Origin of the sequence: Demequina subtropica, from assembly GCF_000971235.1 — a bacterium.
GTDB lineage: Bacteria > Actinomycetota > Actinomycetes > Actinomycetales > Demequinaceae > Demequina > Demequina subtropica.
Genome location: NZ_BBMB01000012.1, coordinates 1 through 22122 on the forward strand (window position 1 = coordinate 1; position 22122 = coordinate 22122).

The window sequence follows — 22122 nt, forward strand, 5'->3', positions numbered from 1 at the left end:
GCTCCGAACCGGGGTCGGGTTGGGCTGGTGCGACGCGCTGTCGACCCCGCTGTCGGCCGGACAGGTCCGCCGCCTGGCCGTGGACGCACAGATGCTGCCCGTCATGCTCGGCACCGGCTCCCAAGCCCTCGATGTGGGCTACGCCCTACGGTTCTTCACCCCCGCCCAGCGGATCGCGTTGGCCGAACGTGACGGCGGGTGCGCGTTCTGCCACGTCCCCGTGTCGTTCTGCGACGCCCACCACATCGTCGAGGTCTCCCGCGGCGGCCGCACCGACCTGTCCAACGGGGTCCTGCTCTGCACGAGGTGTCACCACCGCATCCACGACGAGCACTGGCAGGTCCGCGCCACCGCCACCGAGGTGTGGTTCATCCCACCCGCCAACGTCGATCCCACCCGCACGCCCCGCCAAGGCGGCAAAGCCGCCCTCCACGTCGACCTACCCCAACCCGCACCCGCCACCGCCAGCCCGCCCACCTGACCACCACGCCCCAACGGCGCCACCACCCCGGGTGAGCGCCACCGAGGCACGCCCGAGCCCAGGAGGCACCTGGTGAGACTAGAAGCCGCTCGTACCCGAACCCGCGGCGTTGGCAGCGCCGACCATGGCGACCAGCGCCACCGCGTCCGGCGCCAGCATCAGCGTCCCGAGACCGCCGTCCGCCCCCTCGACCGCCACGTTGCCGAACACCCCGACCACGCGACCCTCGAGCGGCACCTCCATCGAGGAGCCCGACAGGTTGGCGTGCACCCGGACCGGTCCGTGCATCGTCAGCTGCCGGGGTGCGAGCTCCGACGCTCCCGCCGGATGCGCGGCCCACGCCTCATCAGGCAGCGTGAGGTGCCGGGCCTCGATCACCTCGGCCATCCACGCCTCGACCCGGGCGTTCGCAGCCGACCCAGCCGCCACACCCGAGCCCAGCTTCGACCGCAGGAACGTCTGCCGGTCCTGCGGGTCGGGGACGGAGACGGAACCCCCGTACAGCTCCTCCCAACCGTGGCCCGCGAACTCGTGCATGCGGCCCTCGGACACGGCGGACCCGAGGGGCTCGTCGTGGTCGGTGAAGAACATGAACGGCCTGGTCTCGCCGTACTCCTCGCCCATGAACAGCATCGGCGTGAAGGGGGACAAGAGCACCAGGGCGAGCGACGCGGCCTGCGCGCCGGGGGAGAGACGCGACGCCGGACGGTCGCCCAGCGCCCGGTTGCCCACCTGGTCGTGGTTCGAGGCGAACACCACGAACCGCCGCCGGTCCACCGCGTCCGGCACGGGTGCGCCCCAGTCCTTGCCGCGGAAGGAGGAGAACCCGCCGTCGTGCACGAACACCGAGCGGTACGCCTTGTCGAGCGCCGCGAGAGACCCGAAGTCGCCGTAGTACCCGTGCGTCTCCCCGGTGAGGTACGCGTGGAGGGCGTGGTGCACATCGTCCGCCCACTGGGCCGTCATGCCGAGCCCGCCCTCGGCGGTCGGCGTCACCATCACGGCGTCGTTGAGGTCGGACTCCGCCACCAGGGACAGCGGCCGGCCCACCCGATCCGAGAGAGCCCCGACCGTGTCAGAGAGCTCCGCCAGGATGTGGCGGGGCGAGTCGTCGACCAGGGCGTGCACCGCGTCGAGCCGCAGCGCATCGAGGTGGAAGTCCTCGAACCACCGCACCGCGTTGTCGACGATGAACGAGCGCATCCCGGCCGCGCCGTCCTGGTCCAGGTTCACCGCCCAGCCCCATGGGGTCTCGTGAGCGTCGGTGAAGTACGGGCCGAACTGCGCGAGGTAGTTCCCGTCTGGACCCAGGTGGTTGTAGACCATGTCGAGGCACACGCCCAGGCCGATGCCGTGCGCCCGGTCCACGAACCGCTGGAGCGCCGCCGGGCCCCCGTACGCGTCGTGCACGGAGTACAGCGCCACGCCGTCATAGCCCCACCCGCGCGAGCCCGGGAAGGCTGCAAGGGGCATGAGCTCCACCATCTCGACGCCGCGCGAGGCCAGGTCGCGCAGCTGGCGCTCGTCGATCGCGTCGAGAGTACCGCGCGGCGTGAAGGTTCCCACGTGAAGCTCGTAGGTGACCGCGCCCAAGGCGGAACGGCCCGCCCAGTCGGCGTCGGTCCAGGTGAAGCTGCCCGTGTCGAACACCCGCGACGGCCCGTGCACGCCATGCGGCTGCCACGCGCTGCGCGGATCGGGGAAGGGTCCCGCGCCATCGACCGCGAAGGCGTAGTCCGTCCCGTCCGCGAGCGCCGGGCCTTCCCACCACCCGTCCCCATCCGGGTGCATGACATCGACCACCGCGGCATCCGCCGGCCCGACCAGCACCTCGACGCGCGACGCCACGGGCGCCCAGACCCGCACCGGCGCGCTCATGCCCGCTCCAGGAGAGCCACGGGGTGCGAGCGCAGCAGCTGCGCGATCGGCACCGCCCCGCCCTCGATGGTGTGCCGGCCGATCACGTCCCGCCAGCGGCCCTCGGGCAGCTGCACCGTGTGCTCGCCCCACCCTCCGAGCCTCTCGAGCTCCAGGCCCGCCCGGGTCGCGACCGTCACGGCGACAGGCTCGTCGCCGTCGGTGCGAGCGAACACCACCGCATGGCCGGACGACGCGGCGAGCGGCACATAGCCTGCATCGTCGCCGACGAAGGCGTCAGGGTGGGACCGCCGCAGCCGCAGGGCGGCCGCGGTCACGAGCATCTTCTCCTCGGCGAGGCCGCGCGGCCTCGCCTTGCCGAGGGCGCGCTCGAGCATGTCGGCGCGCACCTCGTAGTCGACCGGACGGCGGTTGTCGGGGTCCACCAGGCTCGGCGCGAGCGACTCGGTGCCCTGGTAGACGTCAGGGACGCCGGGCATCGTGAGCTGCAGCAGCTTCTGCCCGAGGATCGCGGCACGCGTGCCGGTGGCGGTCGCGCGATGCCAGCCCTCGATCGCCTCGCGGACCGCGGGGTCGGCGTGGGTGGTCTGCGCGAACCAGAGCACCTGCGACTCGTAGGTCTCGTTCACGGAGGTCCACGTGGTGTGCGACTTCGCCTCGCGCATCGCCTTGATGAGGTAGCCCTCGAGCCGGTCCCACTCCATGAAGCCGTCCTCGTCGGACGTGCCGACCAGCGTCTGCCACCAGAGGTTCTCGGTGCGCCCGTCGAGCTCGGCCGGCCGCATGTCCTCCGTCGCCTCGCGGAGGCGCTGCACCAGCTCGTCCCACTGGTCCGCGGCCTCCGAGAGCACGCCGAGCCGCGCGCGCACGTCCTCGGACCGCTTGGTGTCATGGGTCGACAGGCACGTCATCGCGTGCGGGAAGAGCTGCTGCTGCTCGATCGCCCAGGCATGGAAGGCCGCCGGCGGCATCGCGAAGCGTCCCGCGGGCGAGCCCACCTCGCACAGGGGGAGGAGGTGGGTCCATCGGTAGTAGGCCGTGTCCTCGACGCCCTTCGCCATGACCGCGCCGCAGGCCTGCTGGAACCGCATGACGAGCTCGCGGCGCTTCGCGTCCGCGGTGCGTCCCGCGGAGCCGACCTCGGCGCCCTTGAGCAGGTCCACCACGACGTCGAGCGTCTCGTGGCGCTCGGGATCCAGCAGTCGCCGCGCGCGGTCGGCGGCGTGGTCGATCGCCTCGAGCGATCCGGGTCGCGGCGCGACGTCGGGGACCACGTACGCGCGGTAGCGGTCGAACGTCACGAGCATGGTGCGGAGGCAGTCGTACAGCGCGCGCCACGTGTGGTCGCGCAGCCGCACGTCGGTGGTGCAGACCGTGTGGGCGATCGTCGCGAGACGATGGACCTCGCTCGACAACGACTCCTTCACGATCTCGCGCTTGGCCGCGTCGATGAGGTCGGGGAGCTCGCCCATCGCGTCCCCGGTGACGCGGTGCAGGGTCCCGGCCAGGGGAGCCGCGCCCGAGGGGTCGCGCAGCAGCGCGCCCACACGCCACGAGGCGTCGTAGCCCGTGGTGCCCGCGCACTTCCAGCTGGTGGAGAGGCGCTCCTCGTCCTCGAGGATCTTCTCGACGACGATCCAGGCCCCCGCGGTCGCCTCCGAGAGCCGCGCGATGTACCCCTCCGGGTCGGCAAGGCCGTCGGGGTGGTCGATCCGCAGGCCCTGCAGCGTGCCGTCCTTCACCAGGGAGACGATGCGCGCGTGCGTCGCGTCGAAGACGTCCTCGTCCTCGACCCGCACCGCCACCAGCGAGCCCACGTCGAAGAAGCGACGGTAGTTGAGCTCCTCGTTCGCGACGCGCCAGTACGCGAGGCGGTAGTGCTGCTCCTCGACCAGCGACGCGAGCGGCAGGTGCTCGGTGCCCTCCCGGATGGGGAACACGTGGTCCCAGTACCGCAGCACGGGCACCTCGCCCCGGTCCTCGAGGCCCGGGATCACCATGTGGTCCACGGTGAGCTCGCCCGCCGCGAGGATCGTGCCGATGCGCTGACCCAGCACCGGCATCAGCACGGGCTCGCCGGACTCCCAGTCGACGTCGAACCAGTGCGCGAAGAGCGAGTCGTGGCCGTGCTCGAGCACGTCCCACAGCGCCTTGTTGTGGAACGCGGGGGTGGGGACCGCCATGTGGTTGGGCACCACGTCCGCGATCAGGCCGATGCCCCGCTCGCCGGCCTGCCACGAGAGGTCGCGAAGGCCCTCCTCGCCGCCGAGCACCTGGTCGATGCGCGAGTGGTCGACCACGTCGTAGAAGTGCGTCGAGCCCGGGGCCGCGGTGAGCACGGGGGAGAGGTAGAGGTGCGTGACGCCCAGCGCCGCGAAGTAGTCGAGCCGGGCCGCGGCGTCGGCGAACGTGAAGTCCGCGCTCAGCTGCAGCCGATACGTCGACACCGGGACCGGCGCACCCGCGCGCTGACCCGGCCTCTTCCTGCTCCTCGTCCGTTCGTGCGTGCCGTCTGCCATAGAGAGAATCAGCCTCCTCAGGTGATGTCCATCATGACAGACACGACCTGAGGAGGCTGGTATTCCCTTGGCGCGGCCTTTACTTCGCGGTGACCGTGATCTCGACGGGGATGTTGCCGCGCGTCGCGTTGGAGTACGGGCACATCTCCTCGGCCTTCTCGGCCACGCGGTCCGCGGTGTCCTGGTCGACACCGACGACGGTCACGTGCAGGCGAACGCCCAGCCCGAAGCGGTTGAGCGCGATGGGGCCGATGCCCACGCGCGCCGTGACCTCGGAGGACTCGAGCTTCACCTTCATGAGCTTGGCCGCGCTCTGGAACGCCGAGTTGAAGCACGCCGCGAAGCCCGAGGCGAAGAGCTGCTCGGGGTTGGTCTTCTTCGGCTTGGTGAGGGGGTTCGGCGTCACCAGGTCGAGGTCGAGCAGGCCGTCGCTGGTCGCGACGCGGCCGTTGCGGCCGTCGCCCGTCGCGGTCGCCTCGGCCGTGTAGAAGGCCTTGGGCCGCTTGGGCGCCTTGTCGTGGTGCACGCCCTCGCCGGGCGTGATGTCGACCTCGGTGGTGGTGGGCTCGGTCATGGCTGCTCCTCGGTCTCTCGGCGTAGAGTTACTAGTACGTCTACATCAGGCTACACCGAGATGCGGGATGATCGAGTCCCGGACCCGATCGGTCCCGGAGGCAGAGAAGAGGGATCCACGTGAGCACCACGGCCATCAAGGCCCCGGCCAGGCGAGGGCCCGCGGTCCGCGAGGCCATCGTCGACGCCGCCGCGGCGCTCTTCGCCGAGCACGGCATCCGGGCGATCAGCGCCGATCGCATCCTCGCGGAGGCGCGCTTCTCCAAGGTGACCTTCTACCGGCACTTCCCGACCAAGGACGATGTGGTGGTCGCCTACCTCGAGCGCGAGCTCGCGTACGTACGGGACGTGCTGGGGAAGGCCGAGGGCGCCGACTTCACCGTCGACGAGATCGCCGCCGCGCTCACCGAGCAGATGTGCCGGCCCCACTTCCGTGGGTGCCCCTTCATCAACGCCGCGGCGGAGTATCCCGACCCCGCGCACCCCGTCCGCAGGCTCGTCGCGTCCTTCCGCGCGCTCATGACCGCCGCGATCGAGCGGTGGCTGGCCACGGCGGGGCTCGACGCGGCGTCGGCGTCCTCCGCGGCCACCCAGGTGATGATGCTCCGCGACGGCGCGCTCGTCGCCGGCTACCTCGACCAGGACCCGGACCGCGTCGCGGCGGGCCTCGCGGACGCGATCCGCGCCATCCTGGACCGCACGCCGTGACGGATGCGTGGCAGATCCGCGACTGGCGCGTCCGCGTCGCGGACCTGTACGCCCGCGTGCGCCTCGAGGCGGACCCGCGGGCGGCGCATCGTGCCTGGGTGGACGGCCGCGCCGCGCTGCTGCGCGAGCATCCCGCGAGCCCCGTCCCCGAGGCCGCCCGCGCATCGTTCATCCCGGATGTCGCGCCCTACGACGCGTCATTCCGGTTCGTGGTGCCCGTGGACGCGGCGCCGCCCGAGCGTCGCGAGGTTCCCACGGCGACCGACGGCATGGTCCCCTTCGCGCGCCTTGGCCGCGTCGAGCTCCCCGGGCTGGGCGGGCTCGACGTGTGGTGGCTCGACTCGTACGGCGGGGGGATCTTCCTCCCGCTGCGCGACGCCTCTCCGCGCACCTACGGCGGCGGGCGCTACGTGCTCGACACCGTCAAGGGAGCGGACCTGGGCGGCACGCCCGAGGCGCTGGTGATCGACCTCAACTTCGCGTACCAGCCGTCGTGCGCGTACTCCTCCGACTGGGTCTGCCCGCTGCCCGGCCCGGGCAACACGCTCGACGTGGCCGTCGAGGCGGGGGAGAGGTACCGCCCCGTCGAGGGTTGACGGATCAGGACGCCTCGACGTTCATCCGCAGCAGCTCGATCACCGTCCGCGGGTGGTAGGTCGAGAACCGGTCCGCGACCAGCGCCATCGTCGCGCCCGAGGCGGGGTCGGTCAGGGTGAGCAGGATGTCGGTGAGCCTTCCCTTGACCGCGACCTCGAGCTGGGACCGGTCGAAGGTGCCCATGAGGTAGGCCTGCTCGGGATGCGGCGCGAAGAAGCCGTGGGGAAGCCCGAGGAGGTGCAGCCGCGTGGGCGTCACCGCGAGGCACACGTGCGGCGGCAGGTGCGCGCGGTCCGCCGCGAGGTCGGCGCCCAGGTCCGCGCCGGCCTCCACCGTCTCGGGGCGGCCGTCGGCGTCGAGCGGGACGCGGTGGTCGGCGCGGTCGTTCCAGATCGGGTCGTCGAGCGCGGACTCCGGCATGAACTCCGCGACATCCGTGATGGTGTCGTCGCCGGTCACGGTCCGCGCGGCGGTCATGAGGCGTTCCTCGCGTGACATGGCGGCCTCCTCCCGGGCGGCATGGCATCGTCGCCCGCATTCCACCGTACGCGCGCCGCGGACGCCGTGCCGGGCGGGGAAGCACGAAGGCCCCCGGGGGATCCCGGGGGCCTTGCGATGTGGTGGGCGATACTGGGATCGAACCAGTGACCTCTTCCGTGTCAGGGAAGCGCGCTACCGCTGCGCCAATCGCCCGTCTTCTCCAGACGGAGCAATCGCCGGGCTCCCAGGGGGAGACCGGCGATCCTTGGAGCGGACGACGGGACTCGAACCCGCGACCCTCACCTTGGCAAGGTGATGCTCTACCAACTGAGCCACGTCCGCGTTGCCGGGGCAGAAGCCCCGGACTTCATGAGGATCCCGAAGGAACCTCGTGGTGGGCGATACTGGGATCGAACCAGTGACCTCTTCCGTGTCAGGGAAGCGCGCTACCGCTGCGCCAATCGCCCGAGGTGGAGATGGGATTCGAACCCACGTATACGGCTTTGCAGGCCGCTGCCTCGCCTCTCGGCCACTCCACCGTAGTGCCGTAACCTAGGGCTACGACGCTCCGAGCGGACGACGGGACTCGAACCCGCGACCCTCACCTTGGCAAGGTGATGCTCTACCAACTGAGCCACGTCCGCATGTCTGGGCTGTTGCCCTGACGAGAGATAGACCTTAGCGGATGTCTGGCCTCGAAACCAAATCGGCTCCGCGTCCCGCGTGTCGCCGCGACCGCGCTGAACGGGCGCCGAACGGGAGCCGTGCGGGCGGGCGCCGTCGGCTCCCGCCAGTAGCGTTGTCGCCATGACACGGGAGGACGATGCGCGCCGCGCCGGGAGCGCCGCGTTCCGTGGTGTGCGGGCGTGGGAGCCCGTCGAGCACGTGGCGCTCGACCGGGCGGGCGAGCGCATCGCCGCCGGCGGGTTCTGGGTGGTCGTCGCTACCTTCGAGGGTCGGCTCGATGCCTGGCGCATGGCCCGCGTCGAGAGGGACGATGCCCGCCCCGAGCCTGCGCCGAAGCCCGGCCGCGACTGGCGCGGCCCCGAGGCGCACTCCTGGAGCACCTCACTCGACGAGGCCGCGTACCGGGCAGGCGTCGAGCGCATCCGGGGCGACATCCGCGAGGGCGACGTCTACCAGGTCAACCTCTGCCGCATGCTCGAGGCCCCGCTGCCGGCGCCCGAGCCCGGGCCGGACGCCGTCGCGCTCGCGCACCGTCTCGCGACGGGCAACCCCGCGCGCCACGCCGCCCGCATCGTGATCCCGCGCGCGGACGCGTGGCCCGGCGCGTGGGTCGTGTCCGCCTCGCCCGAGCTCTACCTCCGCATCGATGGCACACGGGTGCTGTCGAGCCCGATCAAGGGCACGGCGGCGCCGGGGGAGGCGATGCTGCCCAAGGACGAGGCGGAGAACATCATGATCACCGACCTGATCCGCAACGACGTGTCGCACGTCGCGCTGCCCGGATCCGTGACCGTCCCCGAGTTCCTGGGCCTCCACGAGCTTCCCGGGCTGGTGCACCTGCAGTCCACCGTCGCCGCGACGCTCGCTCCCGACTACGACTGGACTCCGGCCCTCTGGCCGGCGCTGCTCGACGGCACCTTCCCGCCCGGGTCCGTCAGCGGGGCCCCGAAGTCGTCCGCGCTGCGCATCATCGAACGCGAGGAGCCCGGCGTCCGCGGGGCGTACTGCGGGGGCATCGGATGGATCGACGCGGACCGCCGCGAGGCCGAGCTCGCCGTCGGCATCCGCACCTTCGAATGGGTCCCGGACCAGGGGGGACGCCTCCGGTTCGGGACCGGTGCGGGCATTACGTGGGGTTCCGACCCTTATGGGGAGTGGGCGGAGACGGAGCTCAAGGCGCGTCGCTTGATAGCGCTTGCCTCGGCCCCCAGAATGGCGACATGACAACAGTGGTGTGGGCTGGGGGGCTCCTGCGCGGCGAGGATGATCCGATCATCACCGCAGGTGACCACGGGTGGACAGTCGGCGACGGCGTCTTCGAGACCCTCGAGGTGGTGGACGGTCGCGCCTTCGGGCTCAGGCGGCACCTGCGCCGCCTCGCGTACTCCGCGGCCCGCATGGGCATGCGGGAGATCGACCACGAGGCCGTGCGGGAGGCGGTCGGCGAGGTCCTCGGCGCTGCGCAGGGGCTCCGTCGGCTGCGCATCACCGTGTCGAGCGGGCCGGGACCTGGCCCTCTCGCCCGAGGGGAGGGTCCGCACACCATCGTGGTGACGGCGAACGACTCCCCGCCTCCCGCCTCGTGCCACGCCGTCCGCGTCCCGTGGCGCAGGAACGAGCGCTCCGCGCTCGCGGGCGTGAAGAGCACGTCCTACGCCGAGAACGTGGTGATGATGGAGTTCGCCCGCTCGCGTGGGGGCGACGAGGCCATCCTCGCGAACACGCACGGGCACCTGTGCGAGGGCGCGACCTCGAACATCCTCATCGAGCGCGGAGGCGAGGTCCTGACCCCGCCGCTCGCGTCGGGATGCCTCCCCGGCATCGTCCGCGGGCTCGCCCTCGAGTGGGGGGCCGATGCGGGGCTGCCCATCCGCGCGGCCGCGCCGGGGGAGCTCGAGATGAGCGTGCTCGACGAGGTGGTCGCGGGGGAGTCCTTCGCGGCCGTCACGTCCTCGACGCGCCGGATCCAGCCGCTCGCGTCGCTCGACAGGGCGCCGGTCGAGCACGGCCCGCTGCTCCTGCAGCTGGGCACGATTTTCGAGGAGCGCGCCGCCGCGGACAGCGACCCTGCACCGAAGCACTCCAAATAGCCGCTATAGTTGTCGTCGCACCGCAGAGCGGGGCACAACTGAAGACGGGCGATTGGCGCAGGGGTAGCGCGCTTCCTTCACACGGAAGAGGTCACTGGTTCGATCCCAGTATCGCCCACCATGACGAAGGGCCGTCCGGATCTCCGGACGGCCCTTCGGCGTTTCCCCTGGCTGTGGTCAGTCGCCGGTCGACGCGGTGGTCGCCGGCTCCTCGGACGAGGGCGAGGCTGCGGACGACGTGCCGGCCGCGCGGGCACCGCGCGCTCGCCGGGCCCGGATCACCGCGAGCGCCACCGCGCCGAGGACGGCCGCCGCGACGAGCCACGGCAGCAGCACGCCGGTCACCACGAGCACGCCCCCGAGGAAGCTCACCAGGCCGTTCCAGCCGGACTCGAGGCCGCTCCAGAAGCTCCGCGGCGAGTCGTCGACCTCGACCACGGGCTCGGTGGTGAGCGAGAGGTCGATGGTGGACATCGACACCTGGTCGTCGAGGCCCCGCTGCCGCGCCTCGAGGCTCTCGAGCTCCGCCTGCCTGCTGTCGAGCTCGTCCTCGAGCGTGATGATGTCCTTGATGTCCTCGGCATCGGCCAGGAGTCCCTCGATGCGCGCGGTCGAGGCGCGCAGCGTGGAGATCTGGGCCTCGAGGTCCGTGACCTGCGTGGTGACGTCGGCGGTGTCGGTCGAGAACTCGTCCACGGTGCCGAGCGTGCGCAGGTGGTCGACGACGGAGTCGAAGCTGCTGGCGGGCACACGCAGCGTGAGCTGGGCGCTGCCCCGCTCGTAGGGCCCGTCGGCGGTCTCGCTGCGGGCATCGATCCGGCCGTCGGCGTCCTCGACGATCTCCACCGCGGCGTCGGCCGCCGCGATCGGATCCTCGACCGTCATGTACATCCAGCCGGTCACGATGAGCGAGCGGTCGTCGGTCCGGATCTCGCCCGCGCCGTCGGTGCCCATGTCCTCCTCGGCGACCGCGGCGTCGGCACCGGCGTAGCCGTACTCCTCGCCTCCGCTCGTCGACTCGTCGGCACCGGACGTGCAGCCGGCGAGCGCCCAGGCGAGGGCGAGGATCGAGGCCGCGACGGCGCCTCGGCGGGTGGTGCGGGGCCTTGCTGCGGCGTGGATGCTCATGGCGCTCATGCTAGGGAGACGTCGGGGGTCGCGGAAGCGTTGGTGATCAACCTGTGACCCGGCTGTGACCAGGCGTGATGTTCCCTTGCGAGGGATGCGCCGGTGCCAGGCGCCGTCCATGCCCCAGAATCGGAGACAGGCGGAGGCGAGGGGCGGGATATGGGCGAGCAGACGGCGGTGGTTCAGCGCCGCGAGGTGTCTCCCGTCGAGCTCCTGTTCGATCTCGCGTACGTGCTGGCGATGATCCAGCTCACCCATCACCTCGTCGGCCACCTCGGCTGGCGCGCGGGGGCCGAGACGGCGGTGATGCTCGTCGCGGTCTACTCGGTGTGGACCTTCACCTCGTTCCACCTCACCCTGCGCGATGTCGAGCGGCGCTCGACGCGCGCGGTCACCATCGTCGTGATGGGACTGGCGCTCGTGATGAACGGTGCGATCGGCGTCGCGTTCGAGGAGGGCGGGTGGCTGTTCGTCATCCCCCTGGTGCTGGCTGGCGCCGTGCCGAGCGCGATCTCCGCGGTGCGGGAGCAGCAGTCGTTCTTCCGTAGCCACAGCCGCAACATGCTCGTCTGGGTCGCCGCCTCCGCGCCGTTCTGGCTCGTGGGCGCGGCGATGGAGCCCGAGGTCCGGCTCTGGTGGTGGATCGCGGCGGCCACGATCGACGTCGCGGGGGTGTTCAGCGCTCATCCCGTGCCGCGCCACGTCCTGGAGCCGACGGCGGTCGACTACGACGCCCCGCACATGTTCGAGCGCATGCGGCTGTTCCTGCTCATCCTGCTGGGCGAGACGATCCTCGGCATCGGCGGTGCCATCGCGGATGCGGGACCCGAGCCGGTGGTGGTCGCGGGGGTGCTCGGCGCCTTCGTCGCGGTGGTCTGCCTCTGGTACTCCTACTTCGGCGGCGCCGAGGATCTGGTGGTCGCCGAGGCGCGGGGCACGCGCGACCCGATCGGCACGGTGCATCGCGGCATCGTGGTCCTGCTCTTCGTCATGGCGGGGCTGATCCTGTTGGCGGCGGGCGCGGACCTGGTGGTGGCCCATGTCGAGGACGAGCACGCGGGCGTCGACGGCGCGCTGCTGCTCATCGGCCCCGCGGTCTTCCTCGCCGCCCAGGCGGCGTACGTCATCGGTGCGGGCATGACACGGTGGCGCGTGCGGATCGTCGGCGCGATGCTGCTGGTGGCCGGCTCGGCCGTGGCGCCGTCGCTGCCCCCGCTCGCCGCGGTGGCGCTGCTGGACCTGATCCTGGTGCCCATCGTCGTGGGCGCGAACTGGCGCGACGCGGGCGAGCCCACGCGCGCCGGCGGCGACAGCTAGAAGGGCCGCCCATGCGCGGCGGTTCCGTCGCCGCAGTACCGTGAGGCGTGAGGCTCTTCATCGGGATCATGACCCCCGACATCGTCGACGACGCCCTCGACGATGCTCTCGGCGCGACGCTGCGCGGCCGCGCCCGCGACGCGGGGCTCGATCGCTGGACGCCGCGCGAGGAGCGTCACCTCACGCTCAGGTTCATCGGCGAGACCGACGCCGAGGCCGCGGTGACGCGCGCGGCGGCCCACGCGGCCGCGTCGTTCGCCGCGATGCGGATGCTCCTGGGCGCCCAGGCCGCTCCGCTGACCGCTCGTGTGGTCGCGGTCCCGGTGGCCGGTGCCGAGCACATGGCGGCGGCGGTCGACGCGGCGCTCGCGGACGAGGGCTTCGCTCCGCGCGACCGGCTCTTCACGGGACACGTGACGGTGGCGCGCGCGAGCCATCACCTGCGCGTCGCCGCCGTCGAGCAGGCCCTGCACCACCCGCCGCTGGCGGTGCCGTGGCAGGCGGAGGGGATCGAGGTGATCGCGAGCTCGTCCGACGGCCCCCACCGCTACGTGGTGCGCACGACGCATCGCCTGCTGGGCGCGGCGGCGTGACGGTTGGCGATCCCGCGCGCGGGTCGCTACCGTCCCCGTAAGGATCGACGGGAGAGCCGCATGGACGACGCACGCGAGGGCGCTGAACGGGGCTCGACCGACCCGGGCGGTGTGCCGTCCGTCCCCGACCCGCGCGTCGCGCGATCCGTCCCCGAGGAGCTCGACGAGTTCCAGCGGGGCGAGTACCGCCCCGAGTACCGGGTGGACCTCGAGCGCATCCGCTTCTCGCCGTACTTCTCGCGCCTGTCGGCCGTGACCCAGGTGATCTCGCAGTCGGGCGCGGGCCTCGCGGTGCACAACCGCCTCACCCATTCGGTGAAGGTCACCGCGGTGGCGCGCTCGATCGCGGTGTCGCTCAACGGCGACTGGGGCGAGCGCGGCGCCCTCGTGCGGGACCTCGGCGGCTGCGACCCCGTGGTGGTGCAGGCGGCCGCGGCGGCCCACGACCTCGGCCACCCTCCGTTCGGCCACCTGGGGGAGCAGACGCTGGACCGGCTCGCGAGGGAGCGCTTCGGTCTCGAGGAGGGCTTCGAGGGCAACGCCCAGACGTTCCGCATCCTCACGCGGCTCGACGAGTACGACCGCGCCGGGTCGGGGCTCAACCTCACGCGCGCGGTGCGGGCGGCGGTGCTCAAGTACCCGTGGACGCGCGAGCAGGGCGAGGGGTGGAGCGGGGGAGCGGACACCCCGCGAGGCCTCTCGCCGCGCCGCCCCGGGGAGGGCGCGCGCAAGTTCTCGGCGTACACGCTGGACCTCGACGACATGCTCGACGCCCGCCACGCCTACCCCGAGATCGCGCGCCGCCAGCAGACCGTGGAGTGCTCGGTCATGGACATCGCGGACGACATCGCGTACTCGCTCCACGACCTCGACGACTTCTACCGCGCGGACCTCCTCAACCAGGCCGCCGTCTCCGCGGAGTTCCGCACGTGGAGCCGCGACCGCGCCGCGCTCGCGGCCACGCCGCTCGAGCAGCTGCATCGCGCGCGCCGGACGCCCGGGCACGGGCTCGAGCTGCTGCGCCGGCGGCTGGTCGCGCGTGATCCCTGGGTCGCTCAGGACGATGCTTTCGCCGAGTCGGTCGCGCGCGTCGCCGACGAGGTGGTGGACGGCCTGCTCTCCGTGCCCTACGACGGCTCGCTCGCCGCGGACCGCGCGCTCGCGGTCTTCATGGCGGGCTGGATCGCGCGCCTCCAGCACTCGATCGTGGTGACGCGCGACCCCGACATCCGCTCGGGGCACGTGAGCCTCGATGCGGCCGCCTTCCACGACGTCGCGGTGCTCAAGTTCCTCCAGGAGCGGTTCGTGCTCCACCGCCCCGACCTCGCGGTGTACCAGCGGGGCCAGGCGAGCGTGATCGAGCGGCTCGTCACGAGCTTCGCGGCGTGGCTCGACGACGACGACGATGTCCGGCGTGCGCCCCGGCGCCTGCTCGACCTGGTCGAGCTCGCGGCGGAGGACTACCTCGCGGTGCGGGACCGGACCCCCGAGCTGCTCCCCACCACCGACGCCCAGGCGCTGCATCGCTACGCGACCGGGCGCGGGATCGTCGACTATGTCGCGTCGCTCACCGATGCACAGGCGATGTCCGTCGCGAACCTCGTCTCCGGCGCCTCCGAGCGTCTGTGGGACGGGGGACAGGGGCTCTGATGCACGTGCGCGCGGCGACTCGGGCCGCGATGGCTCGGTAGCATCGTCTCCGTACCATCCACACCCGAGGAGTGACCCTGTGCCCAGCGTGAATGCGACCATCGACGGCGTCGAGCGAGAGCTCGAGGCGGGCACGACGGGCGCCGACCTGTTCGCCGACCGCAAGGACGTGGTCGTCATGCGCGTGGACGGCGCGCTGTGGGACCTCGCGCGCGAGGTGCCGGCGGGCGCGACCGTCGAGGCCGTGCCGGTCACCGAGCCCGACGGGCTCATGGTGCTGCGCCACTCGACCGCGCACGTGCTCGCGCAGGCCGTGCAGCAGGTCAACCCGGACGCGAAGCTCGGCGTGGGCCCGCCCATCGAGAACGGCTTCTACTACGACTTCGACGTCGAGACCCCCTTCACCCCCGAGGACCTCAAGGCCCTCGAGAAGGCGATGCAGCGCATCGTCAAGGAGGGCCAGGCCTTCGTGCGCCGCGAGGTGACCAAGGAGGAGGCTCTCGCGGAGCTCTCCCACGAGCCCTACAAGTGCGAGCTGCTCACGCACGACACCGAGGGTGCCGAGGGCGCCTCGGTGGAGATCGGCGAGGGCGACATCACCATCTACGACAACGTGCGCCGCAACGGCGAGCGCGCATGGGGCGACCTGTGCCGCGGCCCGCACGTCCCGAGCACCCGCGTCCTGCAGAACGGCTGGTCGCTCATGCGCTCCGCCGCCGCGTACTGGAAGGGCTCCGAGAAGAACCCCCAGCTCCAGCGCGTCTACGGCACCGCGTGGCCCACCAAGGACGAGCTCAACGCGTACAAGGAGCGCCTTGCCGAGGCCGAGCGCCGCGACCACCGCAAGCTCGGCGCCGAGATGGACCTGTTCTCCTTCCCGGATGAGATCGGCTCAGGCCTCGCGGTCTTCCACCCCAAGGGCGGCATCGTCCGCATGGAGATGGAGGAGTACTCGCGCCGTCGTCACATCGAGGAGGGCTACGAGTTCGTCTACACGCCCCACGCGACCAAGGGGAAGCTCTTCGAGGTCTCGGGCCACCTCGACTGGTACAAGGACGGCATGTACCCCGCGATGCACCTCGACGAGGAGCGCGACGCGGACGGCAACGTCACCAAGCAGGGCCAGGACTACTACCTCAAGCCCATGAACTGCCCGATGCACAACCTGGTCTTCGACTCGCGCGGCCGCTCGTACCGCGAGCTGCCGCTGCGCCTGTTCGAGTTCGGCACCGTGTACCGCTACGAGAAGTCCGGCGTGGTCCACGGCATGACCCGCGCGCGCGGCTTCACGCAGGACGACGCCCACATCTACTGCACCCGCGAGCAGATGAAGGACGAGCTCACCAAGACCCTCGAGTTCGTGCTCGGCCTCCTCAAGGACTACGGACTCGAGGACTTCTACCTCGAGCTCTCGACCAAGAACCCCGAGAAGTCGGTCGGCTCGGACGAGGTGTGGGAGGAGGCCACCGAGACGCTGCGCGAGGTCGCCGTCGCCTCCGGCCTCGAGCTGGTCCCGGACCCGGGCGGCGCCGCGTTCTACGGCCCCAAGATCTCGGTCCAGACCCGCGACGCGATCGGCCGCACGTGGCAGATGTCGACCATCCAGCTCGACTTCAACCTGCCCGAGCGCTTCGAGCTCGAGTACACGGCCCCCGACGGCTCGCGCCAGCGTCCCGTGATGATCCACCGCGCGCTCTTCGGCTCGATCGAGCGCTTCTTCGCGATCCTCACCGAGCACTACGCGGGACAGTTCCCCGTGTGGCTCGCGCCGGTCCAGGTGCGTGCGATCCCCGTCGCCGAGCCCTTCAACGACTACCTCGCCGAGGTGTGCGCGAAGCTGCGCGCCGAGGGCGTGCGCGTCGAGCTCGACGACTCGGACGAGCGGTTCCCCAAGAAGATCCGCACCGCCTCCAAGGAGAAGGTGCCGTTCGTGCTCATCGCCGGCGGCGACGACGCGGACGCGAACGCGGTCTCGTTCCGCTACCGCGACGGCAGCCAGGACAACCAGGTGCCGGTCGACGAGGCGGTGCGCCGCATCGTCGAGGCCGTGCGCACCAAGGCGCAGGTCTGACGATGCCCGACCAGGTGGACGCCGAGACGATGGGGGGTGTCCCCGACGGGCTCGAGCGCCTGTGGACACCGCATCGTCTCGCGTACATCGAGGGCGACAAGCCGAAGGGCGCCGATGCCGGCTGCCCGCTGTGCAAGAAGGCGGGGTCGGACGACCGCGAGCACCTCGTGGTCCACCGGGGCGAGCACTGCTACGTGGTGCTCAACCTGTACCCGTACAACCCCGGCCACCTCATGATCTGCCCGTACCGCCACATCGCCTGGTACACGGAGTGCACCGACGCGGAGCGGGACGAGATGTCGACGCTCACCCAGCAGGCCATGCGGGTGCTCGCGAAGGTGAGCGGACCGCGCGGCTACAACATCGGGATCAACCAGGGAGAGGCGGGTGGCGCCGGGATCTCGGCGCACCTGCATCAGCACGTGGTGCCGCGGTGGGAGGGGGACACCAACTTCCTCCCGATCATCGCGCAGACCAAGGCCGTGCCCCAGCTCCTGGACGACACATGGCGGCGCGTGAGCGACGCCTGGAGAGAGGACCACTAGATGCTCGGCAGGCTCCGGCCGTACATGGCCGCCCTGTGGCAGGCGCCCGCGCGCTTCCTGCTGTCGAAGGGGATCCACCCGAACGTCATGACCGTGCTCGGCACGGTGGGCGTGGTGCTCGGCGCCGTGCTGTTCTTCCCGCACCAGGGCATCTGGTTCTTCTGGGGCACGATGTTCATCACCTTCTTCGTGGTGACGGACATGCTGGACGGCACGATGGCCCGCCTCGGCGGCAAGAGCTCGCGCCTGGGCGCGTTCCTCGACTCGACCTTGGACCGCGTGGCCGATGCCGCGATCTTCGGCACCCTCGCGTGGGTGTTCATCGACATCGACCGAGCGACCGCGCTGGGCGCGCTGCTGTGCCTCGCGATCGGGTCGCTGGTGCCCTATGCGCGTGCCAAGGCCGAGGGCATGGGCGTCGCCGCCAACTTCGGGCTCGCGGAGCGCTCGGACCGCCTGGTGATCTCGCTCGTCGCGACGGGCTTCTACGGGCTCGGGCTGTTCCCGCTGTGGGTGCTCACGGGCGCGCTGTGGTTGCTCACCGTGCTCGCGACCATCACGGTGGGCCAGCGCATCTGGGCCGTGGTGCGCCAGGCGCGCCTCCACCCCGAGTGGAACGCGCGGCTCGAGGGCCAGCCCCAGCCGTACCCGCACGAATGAACGCCTTCCTGCTCGCGTTCCGCGCCTCGCGGTACGCGCCGATCTCGCTCACGCGCGGCCTCCTGTGGTCCGGCACGATGCTCCAATGGGCCCGGCGCTCCAAGCCGGCCCGCCGCCTCGAGGACAACCTGCATCGCGTCACCGGTCTCGAGGGCGATGCGCTGCGGCGGCTGTCGCGTCGGGGCATGGCCTCCACCGCGCGCTACTACTCCGAGACGTTCGAGCTGGGCCGCATGACCCCGGCGACCGTGGACTCGCGCGTGCGCGTCGAGGATCCGCACGGGGCCCTGGAGCGCATCGATGCCGAGGGCCGCGCCGTGCTGGTCCTCTCGCACTCCGGCAACTGGGACCTCATCGGGGCGTACGCCTGCCGCCACATCGCGAAGGTGACCTCGGTGGCCGAGGTGCTCAAGCCGCGCGAGGTGTTCGACGAGTTCGTCGCGCTGCGCGAGAAGGTCGGCATGCGCATCCTGGGGCACGAGGGCGGCTCCACGTTCCGCGAGCTCATCCGGATCGGTCGGAAGGAGGGCGGGATCCTGTGCCTGCTCGCCGACCGCGACCTCTCGGGCTCGGGCGTCGAGGTCGAGATGTGGGGCCAGGGGGTCAAGGTCGCGCCCGGCCCGGCGGCCCTGGCCGTCGCGATCGGCGCGCCCCTGATCCCGGTCCACGTCCGCTACGAGAGGCTTCACGGCCGCGCGCGGTGGCGGGCGCGCTCCCGCTGGGGCTGCGTGCTGCGCTTCGGCCCGCAGATCGAGCCGGGCGACGCGCCGGAGGACGACCGCGTCGGGCACCTCAGCCGTGCCTGGGTACAGTTCATGTCCGAGGCCATCCGGGAGCATCCCGAGGATTGGCACATGCTCCAGCGGTTCGGATGGACGGAGACCTAAGAGGTGAGGATCGGCATCGTCTGCCCGTACTCGCTCGACCGGCCCGGCGGCGTCCAGCTGCATGTGCTCGACCTCGCGAAGGCGCTCATGGCGCGCGGGCACGATGTGAGCGTGCTGGCGCCAGCCGCTGAGGACACCCCGGTACCCGCCTACGTCTCGAGCGCCGGGCGCTCGGTCCCCATCCGCTACAACGGCTCGACCGCGCGGCTGACGTTTGGCCTCATGGCCGCCAGCCGCGTCCGCGAGTGGCTCAAGCTGGGGCACTTCGACGTGGTGCACCTTCACGAGCCCGGGGCGCCGTCGCTCAGCGTCATCGCGATGTGGGCGAGGGTGGGGCCCACGGTCGCGACCTTCCACTCGTCGCAGTCGGAGTCGCTTGCCATGAGGCTCGGCAAGCCGTGGATCAAGCCGGGCTACGAGGAGCTCGACGCGCGCATCGCCGTGTCGCCCTCGGCCGCCGCCACCATCCGCGACCACCTGCGCGTGCAGGCGACCCACATCATCCCCAACGGCGTCGACACCGCGCGCTACGTCGAGGCCACGTCGGACCCGCGCTGGGAGGGGCGTGAGGACGCGCCGACCATCGGGATCCTGGGACGCCTCGACGAGCCGCGCAAGGGGCTCGAGACGCTGCTGGGCGCGATCCCCGCGGTGCGCGCCCGGCATCCGCACGCGCGGTTCCTGGTCGCCGGCCGCTTCCCCGACCACATCGCCGCGAAGGCGGCACGCGCCGGCGCCGAGGTCGTGGGCGAGCTCGACGAGGAGCAGAAGGCGAGCTTCATGGCGTCGGTGGACATCTACTGCGCGCCCAACCTGGGCGGCGAGAGCTTCGGCATCGTGCTCGTCGAGGCGATGGCCGCCGGAGCCGCCGTGGTGGCCTCCGACCTGCAGGCGTTCATGGACGTCTCCACCATGGCGGACGGAGGCAACGCCGCCGCGCACCACAAGGTCGGCGACGCCCAGGCGCTCGCCGCGGAGATCAACGCGCTGCTGGACGATCCCGCCGCGCGCGCCGAGCTCGCGGACCGCGGACGCGAGTGCGCCGCGGCCTTCGACTGGTCCAATGTCGCGCCTCGCGTCGAGGAGACGTATCGCGACGCCATTAGGATGGACGCCGAGTTCCATCCCCATCCGACGAAGGACGTCACATCGCCATGAGCACCATCGAAGAGACCACGAAGCCCCAGGTAGGCACCGACCTCGTGAAGCGCGGCATGGCCGAGATGCTCAAGGGCGGCGTCATCATGGACGTGGTCACCCCTGAGCAGGCGAAGATCGCCGAGGACGCCGGCGCCGTCGCCGTCATGGCGCTCGAGCGTGTGCCCGCGGACATCCGCGCCCAGGGCGGCGTGTCCCGCATGAGCGACCCCGACATGATCCAGGGCATCATCGAGGCCGTCTCGATCCCCGTCATGGCGAAGGCCCGCATCGGCCACTTCGTCGAGGCGCAGGTCCTCGAGAGCCTGGGCGTGGACTACATCGACGAGTCCGAGGTCCTCACGCCGGCCGACTACACGCACCACATCGACAAGTGGAACTACACCGTTCCGTTCGTGTGCGGTGCCACCAACCTGGGCGAGGCGCTCCGTCGCATCTCCGAGGGTGCGGCGATGATCCGCTCGAAGGGTGAGGCAGGCACGGGCGACGTCTCGAACGCCACCACCCACATGCGCAAGATCCGCGCCGAGATCAAGGCCCTCACCGCGATGCCCGAGGACGAGCTCTACGTGGCCGCCAAGGAGCTCCAGGCGCCGCTGCCGCTGGTCCAGGAGATCGCCAAGACGGGCAAGCTCCCCGTGGTGCTCTTCACCGCGGGCGGCATCGCCACGCCGGCGGACGCCGCGATGATGATGCAGCTGGGCGCCGAGGGCGTGTTCGTCGGCTCCGGCATCTTCAAGTCGGGCAACCCCGCGCAGCGCGCCGCGGCCATCGTCAAGGCCACCACGTTCTACGACGACCCGTCGGTCATCGCGGACGTGTCGCGCGGCCTCGGCGAGGCGATGGTCGGCATCAACGTCGAAGAGGTCCCCGAGCCGCACCGCCTCGCCGAGCGCGGCTGGTAAGCGGGTCTCGCACGCGTATGGGCGCCGCGTCGGAGGATCGCATCCACCGTCGCGGCGCCCGCGTGCTGCTCGTCGACCACACCGGCGACGAGCCTCGCCTCCTCATGGTGAGGGGGCACGATCCCCACGCGACCGAGCGCTTCTTCTGGTTCACGCCGGGAGGCGGGCTCGAGGCGGGGGAGACGATGCGCGACGCGGCGGTCCGCGAGCTGGCGGAGGAGACGGGGCACGTCCTCGAGACCCACGAGCTGGTCGGACCGGTGTGGCGCCGCACCGCGGTCTTCGACTTCGCGTCGAGGCCGTACACGCAGTTCGAGGAGATCTTCGTGGGGCTGCTGTCGCACGCCGAGACGCGGGCGCGGACGGCAGCGGAATGGACGGCGGTCGAGGTCGAGACCATCGACGAGGTCGCCTGGCTCACCGAGCGCGAGCTGCGGGAGGCCGAGATCGAGGTCTTCCCCGCGCCGCTGCGTGACGACTGGACGTGGTTCCTCCGGTGGGACGGCGTCACACGGGACTTGGGAGAGGTGGACGAATGAGCACCGTCGGCGTGCTGGCCCTGCAGGGAGACGTGCGCGAGCACCTGGCCGCGGCGACGCGGGTGGGCGCGGAAGCGGTGGGGGTGCGCCGCCTCGGGGAGCTCGAGGCCGTCGACGCGCTCATCATCCCCGGCGGCGAGTCGACCACCATCGACAAGCTCCTCCGCGCCTTCGACCTGTTCGCGCCCCTGAAGGAACGCATCCACGCCGGGATGCCCGTGATGGGTTCCTGCGCGGGCATGATCATGCTCGCGACGGATCTGGTGGGCGGCATCCACGACCAGCAGAGCCTGGCCGCCATCCCGATGACGGTGCGCCGCAACGCCTTCGGCCGCCAGGTCGACTCCGCCGAGACCGAGCTGGTGTGGGAGCCCGACGGCTCCGCCATGCACGCGACGTTCATCCGGGCTCCGTGGGTGGAGTCGTGCGCGCCGGAGGTGGAGGTCCTTGCGACCGCAGCCGGCCCCGACGGCACCCGTCACCCGGTGGCCGTGCGTCATGGGAACGCGATCGCCACGAGCTTCCACCCGGAGATCGCAGCCCCGGGCGCCGTCCACGACGACCGCGTCCACCGCCTGCTGCTCGACCTCGTCTGAGCCCTTCCGCCTCCTGGCGGGACCTGGGTGCTGGATCCGACCCGGATCCGACCCTCGTGT

21 protein-coding genes and 6 tRNA genes are annotated in these 22122 nt (G+C 71.6%); 17 read left to right on the top strand and 10 right to left on the bottom strand.

All coding sequences use genetic code 11. The annotated features are described in order from the left end of the window. Positions 1–481: HNH endonuclease (locus AOM06_RS11300; protein WP_156163687.1), on the top strand; the 481-nt coding region annotated here is incomplete at its 5' end. A gap of 78 nt (positions 482–559) precedes the next feature. On the opposite strand, the gene treZ is transcribed toward AOM06_RS11300, so the two are convergent. From treZ to AOM06_RS11315, 3 genes are all read right to left on the bottom strand, one after another. Continuing rightward, complete coding sequence (gene treZ / locus AOM06_RS11305) at positions 560–2359, bottom strand: malto-oligosyltrehalose trehalohydrolase (protein WP_062306070.1); 1800 nt, start codon at positions 2357–2359, stop codon at positions 560–562. Continuing rightward, positions 2356–4806 (bottom strand): malto-oligosyltrehalose synthase, encoded by a 2451-nt coding sequence (gene treY, locus AOM06_RS11310; RefSeq protein WP_369401409.1) that lies wholly within the window; start codon positions 4804–4806, stop codon positions 2356–2358. Before treY ends, treZ begins: the two co-directional genes overlap by 4 nt. 151 nt (positions 4807–4957) lie before the next feature. Next, on the bottom strand, positions 4958–5452 hold the full coding sequence (locus AOM06_RS11315; protein ID WP_082105534.1) for an organic hydroperoxide resistance protein: 495 nt from the start codon (positions 5450–5452) through the stop codon (positions 4958–4960). A 119-nt stretch (positions 5453–5571) separates the two neighbouring features. On the opposite strand from AOM06_RS11315, the gene AOM06_RS11320 reads away from it, so the two are divergent. Further along, positions 5572–6159, top strand: a complete 588-nt coding sequence (locus AOM06_RS11320) for a TetR/AcrR family transcriptional regulator (protein ID WP_062306075.1) — start codon at positions 5572–5574, stop codon at positions 6157–6159. Beyond that, on the top strand, positions 6156–6755 hold the full coding sequence (locus AOM06_RS11325; protein WP_062306078.1) for a DUF1684 domain-containing protein: 600 nt from the start codon (positions 6156–6158) through the stop codon (positions 6753–6755). Before AOM06_RS11320 ends, AOM06_RS11325 begins: the two co-directional genes overlap by 4 nt. A gap of 4 nt (positions 6756–6759) precedes the next feature. On the opposite strand, the gene AOM06_RS11330 is transcribed toward AOM06_RS11325, so the two are convergent. From AOM06_RS11330 to AOM06_RS11355, 6 genes are all read right to left on the bottom strand, one after another. Further along, on the bottom strand, positions 6760–7254 hold the full coding sequence (locus AOM06_RS11330; protein ID WP_062306080.1) for a hypothetical protein: 495 nt from the start codon (positions 7252–7254) through the stop codon (positions 6760–6762). A gap of 120 nt (positions 7255–7374) precedes the next feature. Next, positions 7375–7449 (bottom strand) — tRNA-Val (locus tag AOM06_RS11335). Between the two features lie 53 nt (positions 7450–7502). Next, positions 7503–7578 (bottom strand) — tRNA-Gly (locus tag AOM06_RS11340). Between the two features lie 50 nt (positions 7579–7628). Beyond that, positions 7629–7703 (bottom strand) — tRNA-Val (locus tag AOM06_RS11345). A 1-nt stretch (position 7704) separates the two neighbouring features. Further along, positions 7705–7775: transfer RNA gene (locus AOM06_RS11350), tRNA-Cys, on the bottom strand. A 32-nt stretch (positions 7776–7807) separates the two neighbouring features. After that, a tRNA-Gly gene (locus AOM06_RS11355) sits at positions 7808–7880 on the bottom strand. A gap of 163 nt (positions 7881–8043) precedes the next feature. Here AOM06_RS11355 and AOM06_RS11360 point away from each other — a divergent pair. From AOM06_RS11360 to AOM06_RS11370, 3 genes are all read left to right on the top strand, one after another. Continuing rightward, positions 8044–9147: a chorismate-binding protein gene (locus tag AOM06_RS11360; protein WP_062306082.1), complete on the top strand. Its 1104-nt coding sequence runs from the start codon at positions 8044–8046 to the stop codon at positions 9145–9147. Further along, the gene (locus tag AOM06_RS11365) at positions 9144–10013 is read left to right on the top strand and encodes an aminotransferase class IV (protein ID WP_062306084.1); all 870 of its coding nucleotides are present in this window, start codon (positions 9144–9146) and stop codon (positions 10011–10013) included. Before AOM06_RS11360 ends, AOM06_RS11365 begins: the two co-directional genes overlap by 4 nt. Positions 10014–10059: 46 nt before the next feature. Continuing rightward, positions 10060–10134, top strand: a tRNA-Val gene (locus AOM06_RS11370). A 56-nt stretch (positions 10135–10190) separates the two neighbouring features. On the opposite strand, the gene AOM06_RS11375 is transcribed toward AOM06_RS11370, so the two are convergent. After that, positions 10191–11141, bottom strand: coding sequence for a DUF4349 domain-containing protein (locus AOM06_RS11375; protein ID WP_062306087.1), 951 nt, complete (start codon positions 11139–11141; stop codon positions 10191–10193). A gap of 159 nt (positions 11142–11300) precedes the next feature. On the opposite strand from AOM06_RS11375, the gene AOM06_RS11380 reads away from it, so the two are divergent. The 11 genes from AOM06_RS11380 (at position 11301) to pdxT (ending at position 22062) form a co-directional block, all read left to right on the top strand. Next, complete coding sequence (locus tag AOM06_RS11380; RefSeq protein WP_062306089.1) at positions 11301–12458, top strand: low temperature requirement protein A; 1158 nt, start codon at positions 11301–11303, stop codon at positions 12456–12458. Between the two features lie 47 nt (positions 12459–12505). Continuing rightward, complete coding sequence (locus AOM06_RS11385; protein WP_062306092.1) at positions 12506–13051, top strand: 2'-5' RNA ligase family protein; 546 nt, start codon at positions 12506–12508, stop codon at positions 13049–13051. A 60-nt stretch (positions 13052–13111) separates the two neighbouring features. Then, positions 13112–14701 (top strand): deoxyguanosinetriphosphate triphosphohydrolase family protein, encoded by a 1590-nt coding sequence (locus AOM06_RS11390; RefSeq protein WP_082105536.1) that lies wholly within the window; start codon positions 13112–13114, stop codon positions 14699–14701. Between the two features lie 79 nt (positions 14702–14780). After that, positions 14781–16772 carry a threonine--tRNA ligase gene (gene thrS / locus AOM06_RS11395; protein ID WP_062306096.1) on the top strand — a complete coding sequence of 664 codons (1992 nt, stop codon included), beginning with the start codon at positions 14781–14783 and terminating at the stop codon, positions 16770–16772. A gap of 2 nt (positions 16773–16774) precedes the next feature. After that, positions 16775–17317 carry an HIT family protein gene (locus tag AOM06_RS11400; RefSeq protein WP_062306099.1) on the top strand — a complete coding sequence of 181 codons (543 nt, stop codon included), beginning with the start codon at positions 16775–16777 and terminating at the stop codon, positions 17315–17317. Further along, a complete protein-coding gene (pgsA, locus tag AOM06_RS11405) occupies positions 17318–17977 on the top strand; it encodes a phosphatidylinositol phosphate synthase (RefSeq protein ID WP_062306103.1) in 660 nt (219 codons plus the stop codon). Next, positions 17974–18864, top strand: coding sequence for a phosphatidylinositol mannoside acyltransferase (locus tag AOM06_RS11410; RefSeq protein ID WP_062306105.1), 891 nt, complete (start codon positions 17974–17976; stop codon positions 18862–18864). The genes pgsA and AOM06_RS11410 overlap by 4 nt, the downstream gene beginning before the upstream one ends. 3 nt (positions 18865–18867) lie before the next feature. Next, positions 18868–20022 carry a glycosyltransferase family 4 protein gene (locus tag AOM06_RS11415; RefSeq protein WP_062306108.1) on the top strand — a complete coding sequence of 385 codons (1155 nt, stop codon included), beginning with the start codon at positions 18868–18870 and terminating at the stop codon, positions 20020–20022. Then, entirely contained in the window at positions 20019–20927 is a 909-nt protein-coding gene (pdxS, locus tag AOM06_RS11420; protein ID WP_062306111.1) for a pyridoxal 5'-phosphate synthase lyase subunit PdxS, read from the top strand. The genes AOM06_RS11415 and pdxS overlap by 4 nt, the downstream gene beginning before the upstream one ends. Positions 20928–20944: 17 nt before the next feature. Further along, positions 20945–21466 (top strand): NUDIX hydrolase, encoded by a 522-nt coding sequence (locus tag AOM06_RS11425; protein WP_062306114.1) that lies wholly within the window; start codon positions 20945–20947, stop codon positions 21464–21466. After that, a complete protein-coding gene (gene pdxT / locus AOM06_RS11430) occupies positions 21463–22062 on the top strand; it encodes a pyridoxal 5'-phosphate synthase glutaminase subunit PdxT (protein ID WP_062306116.1) in 600 nt (199 codons plus the stop codon). Before AOM06_RS11425 ends, pdxT begins: the two co-directional genes overlap by 4 nt. Positions 22063–22122: the final 60 nt, after the last annotated feature.